The following is a 16,519-nucleotide window of genomic DNA, read 5'->3' on the forward strand; positions in this document are numbered from 1 at the left end:
CTGGGCTTTGTTTGGGTTAGACAACCTCGGTTCGGGGATTGGCTCCGGTCTGGTTCAACATCGACAAGACTTCGGCCTTCCATCCTGCTTTGATTTTAATCGCCAATTGGGAAGGGGGACGGTGATCCGGTGACAGGATCGCATACTCATATCTCAGCGGTTCCTTTAGCGGCAGAAACTGAACCTGGCCGTTTGACATGTTCAACTCACGTTCAGTGGCGACGGTCAGCGGGTCGACAATCGTGCAGCATTGGCCCGAACCAACAAAGGGAAGCAGGGGCAGAAAGTACTGACAGGTCACGTTGGGAGTGTAAGTTGCGGAAGCTAACTGAAACGCTTGGCGCACTTTTTTCTGGAAAGGATGCGTCGCATGCAGCCCTCCCATGGGAACTCCGTCCAAATCCGAAATCGCAATGGCCTGTTTACGTGCCAGGGGATTGTCCCGATCCATAGCGCAGAAACAATCGCCGCTGATGACTTCGGCGGAAAACTGGGGCTTCTTGCCAGCCGGATACTCAAAATCCGCAAACCCGAAGTCAATATTCTGTGTCGCTGCCAGTTCCATGATCTGCGGTGAACTGCGTGTCGATAGAGTGATGCGAATGTCAGGGTTTCCGCCCACTGAGCGACTGATGAAATTCGGAAATGCGATGGTCGACGGGCCTGGCATGGCGGCAATATTCAAACTGCCGGAATGCCCTTCGAGAAGCCCGTGCATCGTGCTTGCAATAGAGGACAATCGATCAAGCACACCAGCAGTTTCAGTCAGCAGGTAGTGCGCTTCGGGCACAGGGATCAGGCGCCGCCCTTTGCGTTCGAAAAGGGTCAGACCCAGACTACGTTCCAGATTCTTGATCGCAAGGCTGATGGCCGGTTGTGTCCGGTTCAGTTTCTTGGCGGTTTGAGAGATAGAGCCTGTCTCCATCACCTCACGAAACACGGTTAATTGAATAAGGTTCATAGCCCATTCATAAGCTCAACTTTAGTTTTATTAAATATAACAAATTTGTATTTATGATTTTTCTGCCTAGGCTGATCTGATCAGAATTCGGACGCACCGAATCCATAGATCTAAAACTGGGAGCTTAGAATGAAACTTATGAAATGCCTGACGGGTTTGGCGTTGGCGGGGGCGCTGGCCGCACCTGCACTTGCACAGGACCCGACCTTTTTTCGCATCGGCACCGGCGGCGCAGGTGGCACGTATTTCCCAATCGGCGGCACCATTGCCAACGGGATTTCGGCCCCTCCGGGCTCGCGTCCCTGTGAAGAAGGCGGCCAGTGTGGTGTGCCGGGCCTGATCGCGATTGCACAATCGACGACAGCTTCGGTCTTCAACAACGCCGCCGTGCAGAACGGTGAGCTTGAAGCCGGTCTGGCTGCGGCGGACGTCACGCGCTCGATGTATCTGGGCGAAGGCAAGTTCGAAGGTAAGCCACACCCCAAGCTGCGCATCGTTGCAAACCTGTTCCCCGAGGACCTGCATCTGGTTCTGCCAGCGGGCCAGACGATTGGTAGCCTTGGTGATCTGGAAGGCAAGCGCGTCGGTATCGCGCAGGCCGGATCGGGCACACAGGTGGCCGTGCTGCAGATGCTGGATGCCTGGGGCGTCAACCGTGACAACATGGACGAAGCCGAGTTGAACAACAGCCAAAGCGCCGAACGTCTAGCCGACGGTCAGCTGGATGCTTATTTCTATGCCGCAGGTTGGCCGGTTGCTGCGATGGTGCAGCTGTCCTCGACCAAAGGCATGAACCTGCATTCCTTCAGCGACGAAGACCTGGCCAAGATTAACGAGATCATCCCGGCTTATATTCCGTCGGAGATCCCGGGTGGCGTCTATGAAGGCATCGACGCGCCGACCAAAACGCCCGCTGTCAGCGCGATGCTGGTGGTTTCCGCGGACCTGTCCGAAGATCTAGTCTATCAGTTGACCAAGGCCATGTGGAACGACAACACCCGCAAACTTCTGGACAATGGCCATGCCAAAGGCAAGCAGATTACCCCTGATACCGCGCTGAACGGTGTTGAAGCACTGGGTGTTCCGCTGCATCCGGGTGCCGAGAAGTTCTACAAAGAAGCAGGCTTGCTGCAATAATCTAAACCGCAACTTAGCGTTTCTTCCGGTGCCCCGATTTTGGGGCACCGAATTCTTAAGGTACGCGCAATCGGGGGGCCATCATGTCCGAAACCCAGAAACTTGATGACCATGAGCTGACGGCCGAGGAATTGGCGGCCATCGAAGAACAGTTCGACGAAGGCGCTGCTGTTCGGGAAGTCACACCGACAGCCGGTAAGGTGCTGCGCGTTGTTGCCCTGATCTTTGCGTTCTACGAGTTTTTTACCGCCGGATTTGGCCTGCCTGCCGACCATTGGCATATGGGCATCTATTTGGCCCTTCTGTTCATTCTGGTCTACGCGACCATCCCTATTGTTGGATCGAAAAGCCTCTATGCGCTTAAGGTCAGCCGGTTCCGCATCGGTAACATTCCCGTCTACGACCTGGTGTTCATGGCGCTTGGTATTGTCGCCGCGCTGTATGTAGGGTTCGCCTGGCGCGGCCTTCCGTTTCTGGGGATCGAGGAGCAGACGTTCCGGATGGGCAACCCGAACACCTATGATGTGTTCCTGGGTGTCGTCATCATCCTTTTGGTTCTGGACATTGCCCGCCGTACGCTGGGTTGGGTACTGCCGCTGATCATCTGCGTTTTCATCTCTTACGCCCTGTTTGGGCCGTATTTCCCAGGGCTGTTGCAGCACCCGGGCGTGAACTTCAAAACTTTCGTGTCGTCGATGTATTTCCCGCAGGAGGGTATTTATGGCGTTACCCTCTGGGTCGTTTCGACCATCGTCTTCCACTTTGTACTCTTTGGCGTGATCGCACAGCGCACCGGATTGGGGCAATTGTTCATCGACAATGCAACGATTCTGGCGGGCCGTTATACAGGCGGTCCGGCAAAGGTGTCGGTGGTATCCTCGGCCTTCTTCGGCACGATCTCGGGTTCTTCGGTGGCCAACACCGTTTCAACCGGCGCGCTGACAATTCCCAACATGAAGCGCCTTGGATACCCCGGTCATTTTGCGGGAGGGGTCGAAGCCGCCTCCTCGGCCGGTGGTCAGATCACTCCTCCAATTATGGGAGCCGCAGCCTTCATCATGGCTGAGTTCCTTGAGGTGCCTTACACCACCATCGTGATTGCGGCGATCTTCCCGGCACTCTTGCACTATGTCGGCGTCTTTGCGGTTGTGCACCTGATGGCGCGCAAGCTGAACCTGAAAGGTCTGACGAAAGAACAGTTGCCGCAGCTCAAAGCTGTCTGGTCCGAAGGTTGGGCCAATATCGTGCCTTTGATCGGTCTGCTGGTGGTGCTGTTTACCGGCTATACGCCGTTCATGTCCGCTTTCTGCGGTATTTCTCTGGCCGTCATAGCGGGCATGTCGCGGATCAAACAACCGCCGACGTTGGTTTACGCTGCAGCGTTCCTGGCTTTTGTCTTGTGGAAATACTCGAATGGCGGGTTTGACCTGACCATGACGGCGATTCTTTGTGGTCTAACGGTGATTGCGACACTGAATCCGCAAAAACGGATTGAGGTGCCAGAGATGCTGCAGGCAGTAGAGCTGGGCGTGAAATACTCGCTGGCCGTGGGCGCCGCCGCCGCTGCGGTGGGCATCGTGGTTGGCGTGATCAACACGACAGGCATCGGTTTCCGCATCGGCTTCATGGTGACGCAGGGCGCAGGCAATCTGGCGGCTGACCTCTACAACATGATCTCGTTTGGCAGCTTCCAGTTGTTTGCCATGGAAGACCTGCAACTCTTCATCTCGTTGGTCTTCATCGCCATTGTTTGCATCCTGATGGGCGCGGGTATTCCGACCACGGCACTGTACATCATGCTGGTGTCGGTTGCGCAGCCTGCGCTGGCCCAGCTTGGCGTCCCGCCAATCGCCAGCCACCTGTTCGTGCTGTATTATGGTGTGGTGTCCGAGATCACGCCACCGGTCTGTACCTCGGCCTATGCGGCGGCGGCCATCGCTAATTCGAACCCCTTCCGAACCGGGCTGTCCGCCTTTACCCTTGGGCTGGGTAAAGTCATCGCGCCAATGGCCTTTGTCTATGCGCCGGTTTTGTTGTTCGTGTCGTCGACCGGGTTCGATTTCTGGGAATTCACCTATACCGCAGCCAGCTGTATCGCGGGGGTCATCGCACTGTCGGCAGCAGTGGTTGGTTATTGGCTGCAACCGATGAACGTGATTTCGCGCGTCCTGATGGCGATCGCGGGTGTGATCTTTGTCGCGCCGACACTAACGGCGGACCTGATCGCATTGGCTGTGGCGTCACCGGTCATCGTGACCCAGTTGATCGCCCGTAGCCGCACTCAAGCCACGGCCTGACATGTCGGAACAGGTGACAATCATTGGGGCGGGGATCGTCGGCCTTTGCTGCGCGCTCTCCCTGCAGGACCGCGGCATCGCCGTACGGCTGATCGACAGGGGAGAGCCTGGGCAGGAGACCTCATTCGGCAATGCCGGTGTGGTCTCACCCTGGTCGGTGATCCCTCAGGCTGTGCCCGGTATCTGGAAAACGATCCCTAAGATGTTGCTGGACCCTAAAAGTGCTTTGTCTGTCAGGGCGTCATTCTGGCCCAGGATGGTGCCTTGGGGCCTGCGGTTTCTGAGAAAGTCAGATGAAAAATCCGTGCGCAACATCTCTGATGCAATGGAACTGCTCTGTCGCCCATCGATAGAGCTCTATCGTAGGCATTTGCAAAACACCGGGCATGAAGACCTGATTGTTGATTCCAACTACATCCATGCGTTTCGCCAATCAGACCAGGCTGACTTGAAAGCACTGGGTTATGCGATCCGGAAGGAAAAAGGCGGGCAACTTGAGCGGATCGACGGGGCAGAACTACGTCGGATGGAACCCGCTTTGTCCAGGGATTTTAAAGCAGCGATTCTGATCAAAGGGCAAGCACGGGTTACCTCACCCGGTCGGATTGGTTCGGTGCTGGCCGACAAAGCGCACCGGCAGGGTGCTGAATTCGTGCGCACCGAAGTCACCAAGCTGAACCGCACCGATGATGGCCTATGGCATCTGGTGACACCTGAGGGCCCGCTTCACGCCGATACGGTTGTGATGGCGGCGGGTGTCTGGTCAGCCGAGCTGCTAAAGCCTTTGGGCCTGTCGGTGCCTTTGGTCGCGGAACGCGGATACCACGTGCAGTTTCCCAATCCGTCAACGGTCCTGGAAAACTCTGTCATGGATGTGGATGCCAAGGTGGTTGCCAGTTCGATGCAGGACGGCTTGCGCGTGGCAGGGACAGCCGAATTTGCCAACATCGATGCGCCACCCGATCCGAGGAAACAGGCGCTTTTGACAGAACAGGCGCGGGCGATGGTGCCGGATCTTAACACCACGGACACGCAGTTTTGGATGGGCCGCCGCCCATCGTTCCCTGACAGCCTGCCTGCAATTGGTCCGGTCGAAGGCAGCAAAGGTTTGTTCAGCGCTTTTGGCCATTCCCATTACGGGCTGATGATGGCCCCCAAAACCGGAGAGCTTTTGGCTGATATGGTGTCGGGGCAACGCCTGAATATCTCAATGGCCCCATTCGCCTTGTCGCGGTTCTGACCTCAACAAGGCGCAGTTTCGAAAAAGGATCATCATATCATGCCAATTTTCCAAGGCGGTCAGAACATTTGCGGGGCCTCAATCGGGGTTTTGTGTCTGGAAAGCTATTTCCCCAAACCTCCGGGTCATATCAAGAACCCTTCGAGCCTGCCATTTCCGGTGCTCTACGAGATGATAGATGGTGTCACAGTTCCGACGCTGCTGAATAACCCGACCCCTGAATTGCTGGACCCATTCATCAAGGGCGCACAACGGCTTGAGGCCGAAGGTGTGCGCGCCATCACGGGCAGCTGCGGGTTTCTTGCGCTGTTTCAGAAAGAGCTGGCAGCGGCTGTGTCGGTGCCGGTATTTGCCTCCAGCCTGATTCAGGTGCCGCTGGCCTATCACATGTCCGGGGCCAGCGCGCCGGTTGGCGTGATCACGGCCGATTCCACTGCGTTGACATCACGCCATTTCGAAGGCGTTGGGGCAGGGGAAATACCTGTTGCCGTGCAGGGATTGGAGCACACCACAGAGTTCGCGGAAGTCATACTGCGCAACACCCGCACTCGCATGAATACCGATGTGATCGAAGCCGAAGTTCTGGACGCAGTACGCAAGCTGAAACGTGATGCGCCGGACATCAGGTCTGTGGTTCTGGAATGCACCGACCTGCCACCCTATGCGTACCGCATTCAGGATGAGTTGAAGCTGCCGGTCTATGATCTGACAACTCTTGCCCAGATGGCACATTCTGTGAGCACACGTGCGCCTTATGGTGGTCTGATGCCCTGGGGTTAAGGCCGTCCTGTACTGGGTTATCCCGCAGTTGACCATGGGGTTCAGCGGGTAGATGCCCAATGATCACGACAAGGGTCTTCCCCTCATCGAAACGGCTGGTTAAGAAACCCTTCCACTGTCGTTTCAGGAGGTTCCTTTGGACCGTATCGCCCGCACCATCGCCACCGAGATCAACGCGCGTTCCGATCAGGTCGGTGCCGCGATCAAACTGTTGGATGATGGGGCAACCGTGCCTTTTGTCGCCCGCTACCGGAAAGAAGCTACCGGCGGTTTGGACGATACCCAGTTGCGCTTGCTGTCCGAGCGGCTGACTTATCTGCGAGAACTTGAGGCGCGGCGCGAAACCATCCTGAACTCGATCCGGGATCAGGGGAAGCTGACCGAAGATCTGAGCAAATCGGTTGCCCGGGCCGAGACTAAGGCGCAACTGGAAGATATCTATCTGCCTTACAAACCAAAGCGGCGCACCAAGGCGATGATTGCACGGGAGAACGGGTTGGAGCCTTTGGCCGACGCCATTCTGGCCGACCGCAATGCAGAACCGGAAACGCTGGCCGAGGCATTTCTGTCCGAGGCGGTGCCGACACTGCGCGATGCGCTAAACGGGGCGCGGGATATCCTGACTGAGCGGTTGACCGAAAACGCGGGTCTGTTGGGGGAACTGCGGGCTTTCATGCAACGCGAGGCTCTGCTGAGTGCCAAGGTCATCGAAGGCAAGGAAAAGGAAGGCGCGAAGTTCAGCGATTACTTCGACCACTCCGAGCTTTGGGCTGATGTTCCTTCGCATCGGGCGCTGGCTATGCTGCGCGCTTCGAAAGAGGGCATTGTCACGCTGGACATTGCTCCGGAACCCGAATTCGGTGCAGCACGTGCCGAAACAATTGTCGCCGCACATCTGCAAACGCGCGGGAAGGGACCGGCGGATGCGTGGCTGCGCAAAGTTGCCGGCTGGACGTGGCGAGTTAAGCTTTCGCTGTCCATGATGGTCGACCTGATGGGGGATCTGCGCAGCCGCGCGCAGGACGAGGCCATTCAGGTCTTTTCGCGCAACCTCAAGGATCTGCTCTTTGCAGCGCCGGCAGGGGCCAAGGCCACATTGGGTCTTGATCCAGGTATCCGCACTGGTGTGAAGGCGGCTGTTGTTGATGCAACCGGTAAGGTGGTGGCCACCGACACGCTCTATCCATTTCAGCCTAAGAACGACGTGCGCGGGTCGCAGGCCGCCATCCTCAATCTGATCTCGGCCCACCAGATCGAACTGATCGCCATCGGGAACGGAACTGCGAGCCGTGAAACCGAACGGTTGGTTGCAGACACACTGGCCTTGCTGCCAAAGAGCGTGAAGGCGCCGACAAAGGTGGTTGTGTCCGAAGCCGGTGCCTCGGTCTATTCCGCCTCTGAAATGGCGGCACGAGAGTTTCCCGATCTGGATGTTTCGCTGCGCGGGGCAGTATCTATCGCACGGCGTTTGCAGGATCCGTTGGCGGAGCTGGTCAAAATCGAACCCAAATCAATTGGCGTCGGACAGTATCAGCACGACGTAGATCAACACCGGCTTTCACAGTCACTGGATTCCGCGATTGAAGATGTCGTGAACGCCGTCGGCGTCGATCTGAATACCGCCTCTGCCCCGTTGCTGTCGCGTGTTTCTGGTCTGGGAGCAGCACAGGCCGAAGCCATTGTTGCCCATCGTGATCTGAATGGGCCGTTCCAGTCACGTAAAAATCTGTTGTCAGTTGCCCGGCTGGGCCCACGTGCATTCGAACAGTGCGCAGGTTTCCTGCGTATCCGGGATGGCGCAGAGCCGCTGGACGCGTCGTCGGTTCACCCCGAAGCATATGACGTCGCCCGGCGCGTTGTGGCGGCTTGTGGACGCGATATTCGACGCATCATGGGCCACGACGGGGCGTTAAAAGGGCTGCGGGTCGAACAGTTCGTGACCGACGATTTCGGTCTGCCAACGGTTCGGGACATCTTTGCCGAGTTGGAAAAGCCCGGACGCGATCCACGGCCAAGTTTCGTCACAGCCTCATTTGCGGATGGCATTGAAGAGATCACCGATTTGAAGCCTGGCATGGTTTTGGAGGGCACCGTGACAAACGTGGCGGCGTTCGGGGCATTTGTGGATGTGGGCGTGCACCAGGACGGGCTGGTTCATGTCAGCCAGTTGGCAGACCGCTTTGTCAAAGACCCACATGAGGTTGTCAAAACCGGGCAGGTTGTGAAAGTCCGCGTTGTCGAGGTGGATGTGCCCCGAAAACGGATCGGCTTGACGATGCGAAAACAGGGCGGCGGCGGAAAGAGGCGCGCCTGATCTGCAATGTGCACAGTTTCCGGGCGCATCGACATGAAGCCGTTGCATACTGGACATAATGTGACGACCGACACGGGCGGCCTTATTGCATTGTTTTCATTGAGCGCTGAACTGAGTATCAGCAAGAGAGTTCGCAGCCCCGCCACACGGACCGAAACAGAATCGAAAGTTCATGCAGTATCACAACAAGCCCTATGACAAGCTTCAGGTCGGCGATACTGCCGAGCTGGTTCGCACTTGCTCGGTCGACGATTTCTATGTGTTCGCAAACAATTCCGGCAACCACAATCCGCTCCATCTGGCCAGTGAAGACGGCGATGGCGACCATACTAACGAAGCGGTTGCGCCTGCCATGTTTGTGGGGGCTCTGATCTCGGCCGTCTTGGGGAACGTTCTGCCGGGGGCAGGGACGCTCTACAAATCGCAAAACTTTGACTTTGTTGAACGGGCGCACGCTGGCGATGAATTGGTATCCAAGGTCACGGTTGCTGAAAAGCGGCCAGGTCGCGAGGTTGTCTTTGATACAGTCGTTACACGCCCGTCCGACGGTGCAGTGATCGTCAGTGGACAGGCTATTGTCATAGCGCCGGACAAAGAGTTGGCGTTTGCCGAGCTGGAATTGCCCGGGCTTGTGGTCAAACGCCATCGCCACTTTGACGCCATGCTGGATAAGGTGCGCCCCCTGCCACCTATGCCGACGGCGGTTGTAGCCCCTGAAGACCCGAATTCTTTGGGTGGTGCCTTGCTGGCGGCGCGCGAGACGATCATTGCCCCCATTTTGATAGGTGATCCTACGAAGATCGCAAACGCGGCGGCCGAAATCGGCGCTTCGCTGGACAAGTTTGAGATCATACCGCAGAGCGATCATTTCAGCGCAGCAAATACGGCGGTTGATCTTGTTTCTACGGGCCGGGCCAAGGCGTTGATGAAAGGGCATCTGCACACGGATGAACTGCTCAAGGCCGCGCTGCGACGCGAGAATGGCCTACGCGCGGGTCGTCGCTTTACCCATGTCTTTGTCATGGACGTGCCCGGACAACCCAGACCGCTGTTGGTGACGGACGCGGCGATCAACATCGAGCCGGATTTGGAAACCAAGATTGATATTGTCCAAAACGCAATAGATCTGGCCCTGTCGCTGGGGATCGAAAACCCGAGGGCGGGTATTTTGTCGGCCATCGAAACCGTCAATCCCTCCATTCGATCTTCGGTCGATGCGGCCCTGCTGTCGAAAATGGCGGAACGCGGTCAGATCACCGGTGGGCTGGTTGACGGACCTCTAGCCATGGACAATGCCGTCAGCCTTGCTGCCGCGCGAGCCAAGGGGATTGTATCGGAAGTCGCGGGTAAAACCGATATTCTGGTGGTGCCCAATCTGGATGCCGGGAACATGATGGCCAAGCAGCTGACCTATATCGCCAATGCAGAAGGGGCGGGTGTAGTGATGGGGGCCAAGGCGCCCATCATTCTGACCAGCCGGGCTGATGACGACAAGGCGCGGCTGGCGTCCTGTGCCGTTGCGGCCTTGCATGATGCATTCACCCTTTCGCCCTCCGGAGCACCCGAATGACACATGTCGTGACATTAAACGCTGGATCGTCTTCGATGAAATTTGGTCTGTTCGAGCTGACCAATGACGATCCGATCATGGTTTGCACCGGGGCAGTTGAGAGGATTGGCGAGGGCGAGCCGCTGGTCAAGGCCAAGTCATCCGACGGCAGTGTTCTTGCCAGTGGCACGGCGGGCGAAATCCACGATCACGCCGCTGCCCTGGATTGGGTTTTGAATCTGCTGGCGCGCTCTTTCCCCAACAGCGAAGTGACTGCGGTAGGGCATCGTGTTGTCCATGGTGGTCCGGATATCGATGCCCCGCTACCGTTGACCGAAGCCTCCATTGAAGCGCTGGACAAGCTTTCACCCTTTGCACCATTACACCAACCACACAATCTGGCCGGGGCGAAGGCGGCGATGGAACGGTTCCCGAACGCCGCCCAGATTGCCTGTTTCGACACAGCTTTTCACCGCAATCACCCGTGGGAAAATGACGTATTTGCGCTGCCGCGCGAGTATTACGACAAGGGCGTCCGTCGCTATGGCTTTCATGGTCTCAGCTATGAATACATCTCGGACCATATGGCAAAAACTGCCCCGCTGCTGCACGAAGGGCGGGTGGTCGTCGCTCATCTGGGAAATGGCGCGTCGATGTGTGCAATGATCGGCGGACGGTCCGTGGGCTCCACCATGGGGTTTTCGGCTCTGGACGGGCTGCCAATGGGATCACGCTGCGGCCAGCTTGATCCAGGCGTGGTGCTGTACTTGATGGAACAGGAAGGGCTCAGCGCTGACGAAATCTCGGACCTTCTGTTCCGCAAGTCGGGCTTGCTGGGCCTTTCCGGGCTATCGAATGATATGCGAACCTTGGAAAAAGCGGACACGCCTGAAAGCCGCCAGGCGATCAGCTATTTCACCTTCCGTATTCGACGCGAACTAGGAGCGATGGCGGCTATTCTGGGTGGCATCGATGCCTTGGTTTTCACTGGCGGGATCGGAGAAAACTCGCGTTTGGTACGCGACCGGGTTTGCTCTGGAATGGGGTGGTTGGGGATAGAACTGAATCCGGATGCAAATGCGGATAATGACCTGATCATCTCAACTGATCTGTCCCGCGTGGTGGTCATGGCGATCCCGACGAATGAAGAACTGATGATTGCCCGCGCCGCATCGGATCTATTGGCCGAACGCCCACATTTAAAAACCGCGTAGGGGCGGTTCACATCGCCTTATATGTCCAGCGGTAGGCGGGTGGGGTCGGCCCCTTGTTTCGACCCCCTTGTTGCATCTGTTCCCACGCATGGGCCAAAATTCCGACAGATCGGGACAGGCAGAACAGGCCGCGTGCAAGCGGGGGCGCAAAGCCAAGTTCGGCGTAAATAACAGCAGTTGCGCCATCTATGTTCATCGGAACGGGCTTCCCTTTGCGCCTCGCCAACTCCGCCTCGATCGCTTGCCCGATCTGCATGAACTGGCCGTCGCAGGCACCGTTTTTCACGGCTTCGGACACCAACGCCATCAAACGCGGGGCCCTAGGGTCCGTGGGGGTATGGAACCGGTGGCCAAAGCCCGGCAATATTTTCCCCTCGTTATCAATCCAGTCGTCCAGGGCCTGTTCCAAACTGCCGGGATGTTCAGTTACGAAATGGAAAAGAGTTACGGCTTGCTCGCCAGCCCCGCCGTGAACGTCCCCCAACATGTTCACGGCGCTTGCCATCGCGTTGTTGAGGGGCAGGCCGCAGGTTACTGCCATGCGCGCTGTAGCAATCGAAGGCGCCTGAGGCCCATGGTCTACTGCGGCGACCAATGCGGCCTCAAACAACCGTGCCTGCGCGTCGGAAGGGTGATCACCGCGCACCATGAACCAGATCATTTCAGCGAAGCTGAGGTTTCCGATCAAGTTCTGGATCGGTTCACCGCGCAAATCGATTCGGCCGGGTTCCATATCAATGATGGATGTTGTCCACCAATCGGACACATCGCTCATATGATCCCCTCCTTGCGCAACGTGTCGATTTCTGCACCGGACAAACCGACTTCAGTCCAAATTGAGGCATTGTCGGCCCCAAGCTCGGGTGGCGCGGTCTTTGGCATAGGCCGCGTGCCGTCCATCACGACAGGGCTGCCCGCAAGCTTCATGTCTTCGCCCTGAACCTGCACAGACCCGATTAGGCCGCGACCGGAAAGCTGTTCGTCGGCAAGCGCCTGGGGCACGGTCAGAACCTGACCGGTCGGTACGCCAATGGCATTGAGTTCACGCACCCAATCTGCTGCGGTTCTGGTCCGAAGAGTCTGCTCCAGCGCTTCGCGCAATGTGTGACGGTTCTGTTTGCGGTCTTCGCGGGTTGAGTAGTCGGGGTTGCTTAGCAGGTCGTCCCGTCCCAGATGGCTTGCTAGGGCCTGCCACTGCTCATCTCGGTTGGCAGCGATATTGATCGGGTTGTCGCGCGTCGCAAAGGTGCCAGAGGGGGCAGAGGTTGTATTTTCGTTTCCGTGCGCTCCGGGCATGACACCGCCGACCAGATAGTTCGACACGACCCAACCCATCGTTGAAATCACCGCTTCGGACATAGCAACATCCAGATAGGTTCCGCGTGGGGTTGCGTTTAATGCGGCAGACACGGCAAAGGCGGCCGTCATCCCGCCGACCGTATCCGCCAAAGGGTAGCCAACGCGATAGGGCGCAGTATCAGGTGCCCCGGTGATGGACATCACGCCACTGATGCCCTGAACGATCTGATCATAAGCCGGATCGCCCCTTCGTGGGCCATCCTGACCGAACCCGCTTATGGCGCAGTAAATCAGGTTCGGATTGACCTCTCGCAAGACGTTGTAACCAAGCCCAAGGCGATCCATTACACCGGGTCGGAAATTTTCAACCAGCACATCAGTAGCTTGGACAAGACGTTTCAGCAACGCCCTGCCTTTTGCCGATTTCATGTCGAGCGTGACAGATTTCTTTTCGGCGTTTTGGGCCAGAAAGCTGACGCCCATGCCCGCTTTATTTCTGTTGGGTTCAGCGCCCAGAACGCGGGCAAGGTCGCCGCCACCAGGGCGTTCGACCTTGATCACTTCAGCTCCCATCAGCGCCAGTTGGTAGCAGCAATACGGACCCGCAAGGACATTTGTCAGATCGAGCACCCGTATTCCTGCCAGCGGTTCAGTCACCTTCTGCAACCCCAGCCGCCCGCGCCCGTGCACGGCGTGCGCGATAGCTGGGCAGAAGCACCAGAAGTGCTGCGATGACCAGCAGACCCAGCGTCATCGGGCGTTCCCAGATAAAGGCGATGCCGTCATAGAGCTGCATCGAGCGGGCAAAGTTGTCTTCCATCATGCCACCAAGGATGAAGCCGATCAGCAACGGTGCCAGTGGGTAATCGGCGAATTTCAACGCTGTCGCGCAGACGCCGAAGCCAACAAGTATCAAAAGCTCAGTTGCATTGTTCTGCCCGATATAGGCCCCCATCAGGGTGAAGAACAAAATGAATGGGATCAGGTAGTTGCGCGGAACCGAGAGGACTTTGGCGATATACGGGATCAGGGGAAGGTTAAGGATCAGCAGCACGAGGTTGCCGATGAACATTGACATGATCACGGCCCAGAAAATCTGCGGCTCATCCAACATCAGACGCGGGCCCGGTGTCACGTTCAGTGCAATCAGAGCCCCGAGCAAGATCGCCGTTGTACCAGAGCCGGGAATGCCAAGCGTCAGCAGCGGCACGAAAGACCCGGTGCAGGCAGCGTTGTTTGCCGATTCAGGAGCCGCAAGACCCTTGATTGAGCCTTTGCCGAATTCTTCCTGTTCGTCTTTCGGGGCAATGTTGCGTTCGACCGCATAGCCTAGGAAACTTGCAATCGTAGCGCCTGCACCGGGCAGGACACCGATGAAGAATCCTTGTATCGATTGGCGACCAATCACAGGTGCGATGGCCTTTGCTTCGCTGCCTGATATCCGCAGATCTTTGATCTCGCCATCATCCCCCTGAAGGTCTTTTGGTTTGAGGACCAAAAACAGCGCTTCGGGCAAGGCGAACATGGCCATTGCCAAGGTGATGAACCCAAACCCGGACTGCAGGTCCATGATACCCATGGTGAATCGCGGCAAGTTGAACAATGCGCCTTCACCCACCGTGGCCATGATCAGGCCCAAAACTGTCATGATGATAGCTTTGGCCACCTGACCTGTACCCGCGAAGGCTGCAATGGCCGATAAGCCAACCACCATCAGGGCGAAATACTCTGCCGAGTGAAAGAGCAATGCCACGGACGACAGGGCAGGGGCGAAGACCATCAGCAAAATGGCACCAATTGTACCGCCTGCAAAACTTGCGATTGCTGCGATGGTCAAAGCTTTTCCTGCTTTCCCCTGGCGAGCCATCGGATAGCCGTCAAAGCTGGACGCAACAGTGCCCGCGACCCCCGGCGCGTTGAGAAGGATCGAAGAGGTGGAGCCGCCAAAGATGGCACCATAGTAAACCCCGGCCAGCAGGATCAACGCCGCGGACGGATCGCCCATGGAAATCGCAACAGGAATCATAATGGCGATGATCGACATCGGGCCGAGGCCCGGGAGCATGCCGATGAATGTACCTATAAGACATCCTGCGATGACCATCAGCAGGTTCTGAATTGAGAAAGCCGTTTGCAGGCCGATCAGAAGTCCTTCAAGCATGTCAGCCTCCGAAAATGCCCGGCAAGGGGCGCATGTAGATGCCAAGAACTTCCTGAACCAGATACCAGACGGCACCAGTTGCTATGAAAGCGACGGGAAGCATAATGAGCCATTTGCGCTCGCCCAGAATGAATGAGCCCAGGATCAGGAAAGCCGAAGTCGAGATCAGAAACCCGACGGGGCGCAGGCAGAGGGCGTAGATCACCATCAGGGCCAACAGCATCAACGCCTGGTCAAGATGGTAATCACCCAACCGCCGATAATCGATATCGGCTTCTTTGGGTTCAGCCTTTTCGAAACCCACCAGAATGATCGTGGTGGTGATGATTCCCAGAATCGACAGCACTTTTGGGAAGGTGCTGGGCCAGATGGGGTTTCTCTGCATGAAAGGGGGAAGGCTGCCGTCCATCGTGAACCAAGCGGCGTAGCCATATGTTAAACACACACCCAGAAGAATGAGCGCGATCCAGCGATCCAGCGCCATGAGGCCCCCTCCTTTTTTCTTGTTGTTGGGAATGGCAGAGCGGGTACCCGCTCTGCCGGTCGTGATTTTAAAGGAAGCCCAGTTTTTTCATCAGATCGCCGATTTGCTGTTCCTGCTGCTCCAGAAATGACTGGAAGTCGTCGCCTGAATTGTGGATGTTCACCCAACCGTTACGTGCGCGAACCTCTTCCCATTCAGGAGTGTCGTACATCTTGGCAATCGCGGCCTGGTAGGCGGCCAGCTTGTCTTCGGGCAGACCCGGGGCTGCAAAGAAACCACGCCAGTTCACGAAGGTTGTGTCGATGCCCTGTTCCTTCATGGTCATGGCATCAGGAGCCGCATCAACACGTTCTTCCGACGTCACGCCGATGATTTTGACTTCGCCCGCGTTTGCCAGATCAACCGCTTCCGAGAAACCGGTAGATAGCCCCGCAATCTCACCCGACAGCAGGGCTGCCATGGCTTTGCCACCCGCGTCATAGGGGATGTATTTCACGCCGAGCGCATCTTTGCCTGCCGCTTCCATCACCATCGCGGCCACCAAGTGGTCCATACCGCCGGGTACCGAGCCGCCGCCAATCGCTGTTCCGCCCGGGTCGGCGTCAAAGGCGGCAAGCAGATCATCCATCGAGTTGATGGGGCTGTCTTTGCCCACGACGATCGCGGCATAATCACCAATGGTGCCCGAGACCAGCGTCAAGTCGCGGAAGTTATGTGGGAATACGCCGGTCAGGGAACGGATCACGATCGGCGTGGAGTTCACCATCAGCGTACCATGATTGCTGTCAGCGTTTTCGATCAGGTAACCAATGGCTTTGCCACCACCACCACCTGACATGTTTTCGTAGGACGCAGTGCCCACAAGACCCGCGTTTGTCAGTGCTTCGCCAGTACCACGTGCAGTACCGTCCCAGCCGCCGCCTGCGCCGCCGGGGATCAGAAAGTGGATGCTGTCCACAACCTGATGATCATCGGCCAAAGCCGGCCCCGTTAGGCCGATTGCGGCCACAGCTGCGATCAGGGCGCGGCGGCCCAGTGTGAATGTCGTCATGATGTCCTCCCATTTGACAACCGGCCGCGTCG

At 57.3% G+C, this 16,519-nt stretch carries 13 protein-coding genes; 7 read left to right on the forward strand and 6 right to left on the reverse strand.

Features of this window, described 5'->3' with window-relative positions; translation table 11 throughout:
* Positions 1-16 precede the first annotated feature (16 nt).
* The gene (locus tag ALB80_RS09250; protein WP_050603771.1) at positions 17-961 is read right to left on the reverse strand and encodes a LysR family transcriptional regulator; all 945 of its coding nucleotides are present in this window, start codon (positions 959-961) and stop codon (positions 17-19) included.
* Positions 962-1,090: 129 nt separating this feature from the next.
* Here ALB80_RS09250 and ALB80_RS09255 point away from each other — a divergent pair, with 129 nt between their 5' ends.
* The 7 genes from ALB80_RS09255 to ALB80_RS09285 all read left to right on the forward strand — a co-directional run bounded on the left by ALB80_RS09255 (position 1,091) and on the right by ALB80_RS09285 (position 11,492).
* Positions 1,091-2,098: a TAXI family TRAP transporter solute-binding subunit gene (locus tag ALB80_RS09255; protein ID WP_050603772.1), complete on the forward strand. Its 1,008-nt coding sequence runs from the start codon at positions 1,091-1,093 to the stop codon at positions 2,096-2,098.
* 83 nt (positions 2,099-2,181) lie between these two features.
* The gene (locus tag ALB80_RS09260) at positions 2,182-4,395 is read left to right on the forward strand and encodes a TRAP transporter permease (protein WP_050603773.1); all 2,214 of its coding nucleotides are present in this window, start codon (positions 2,182-2,184) and stop codon (positions 4,393-4,395) included.
* A 1-nt stretch (position 4,396) separates the two neighbouring features.
* Positions 4,397-5,635 (forward strand): FAD-binding oxidoreductase, encoded by a 1,239-nt coding sequence (locus tag ALB80_RS09265; protein ID WP_050603774.1) that lies wholly within the window; start codon positions 4,397-4,399, stop codon positions 5,633-5,635.
* A gap of 39 nt (positions 5,636-5,674) precedes the next feature.
* The gene (locus ALB80_RS09270; RefSeq protein ID WP_050603775.1) at positions 5,675-6,415 is read left to right on the forward strand and encodes an aspartate/glutamate racemase family protein; all 741 of its coding nucleotides are present in this window, start codon (positions 5,675-5,677) and stop codon (positions 6,413-6,415) included.
* Between the two features lie 136 nt (positions 6,416-6,551).
* Positions 6,552-8,729 carry a Tex family protein gene (locus ALB80_RS09275; RefSeq protein WP_083445246.1) on the forward strand — a complete coding sequence of 726 codons (2,178 nt, stop codon included), beginning with the start codon at positions 6,552-6,554 and terminating at the stop codon, positions 8,727-8,729.
* Between the two features lie 172 nt (positions 8,730-8,901).
* On the forward strand, positions 8,902-10,299 hold the full coding sequence (locus tag ALB80_RS09280; protein WP_050603776.1) for a bifunctional enoyl-CoA hydratase/phosphate acetyltransferase: 1,398 nt from the start codon (positions 8,902-8,904) through the stop codon (positions 10,297-10,299).
* Positions 10,296-11,492: an acetate/propionate family kinase gene (locus ALB80_RS09285; RefSeq protein ID WP_050603777.1), complete on the forward strand. Its 1,197-nt coding sequence runs from the start codon at positions 10,296-10,298 to the stop codon at positions 11,490-11,492. The genes ALB80_RS09280 and ALB80_RS09285 overlap by 4 nt, the downstream gene beginning before the upstream one ends.
* Positions 11,493-11,499: 7 nt before the next feature.
* On the opposite strand, the gene ALB80_RS09290 is transcribed toward ALB80_RS09285, so the two are convergent.
* The 5 genes from ALB80_RS09290 to ALB80_RS09310 form a co-directional block, all read right to left on the reverse strand.
* Positions 11,500-12,267 carry a citryl-CoA lyase gene (locus ALB80_RS09290; RefSeq protein WP_050603778.1) on the reverse strand — a complete coding sequence of 256 codons (768 nt, stop codon included), beginning with the start codon at positions 12,265-12,267 and terminating at the stop codon, positions 11,500-11,502.
* The gene (locus ALB80_RS09295) at positions 12,264-13,448 is read right to left on the reverse strand and encodes a CaiB/BaiF CoA-transferase family protein (protein ID WP_157054176.1); all 1,185 of its coding nucleotides are present in this window, start codon (positions 13,446-13,448) and stop codon (positions 12,264-12,266) included. Before ALB80_RS09295 ends, ALB80_RS09290 begins: the two co-directional genes overlap by 4 nt.
* Positions 13,441-14,952, reverse strand: a complete 1,512-nt coding sequence (locus ALB80_RS09300; RefSeq protein ID WP_050603779.1) for a tripartite tricarboxylate transporter permease — start codon at positions 14,950-14,952, stop codon at positions 13,441-13,443. The genes ALB80_RS09295 and ALB80_RS09300 overlap by 8 nt, the downstream gene beginning before the upstream one ends.
* Position 14,953: 1 nt before the next feature.
* The gene (locus ALB80_RS09305) at positions 14,954-15,436 is read right to left on the reverse strand and encodes a tripartite tricarboxylate transporter TctB family protein (protein WP_050603780.1); all 483 of its coding nucleotides are present in this window, start codon (positions 15,434-15,436) and stop codon (positions 14,954-14,956) included.
* Between the two features lie 67 nt (positions 15,437-15,503).
* Positions 15,504-16,487, reverse strand: a complete 984-nt coding sequence (locus tag ALB80_RS09310; protein WP_050603781.1) for a tripartite tricarboxylate transporter substrate binding protein — start codon at positions 16,485-16,487, stop codon at positions 15,504-15,506.
* Between the last annotated feature and the right edge of the window lie 32 nt (positions 16,488-16,519).

This window comes from Ruegeria sp. 6PALISEP08 (genome assembly GCF_001238295.1).
Taxonomy (GTDB): domain Bacteria; phylum Pseudomonadota; class Alphaproteobacteria; order Rhodobacterales; family Rhodobacteraceae; genus Ruegeria.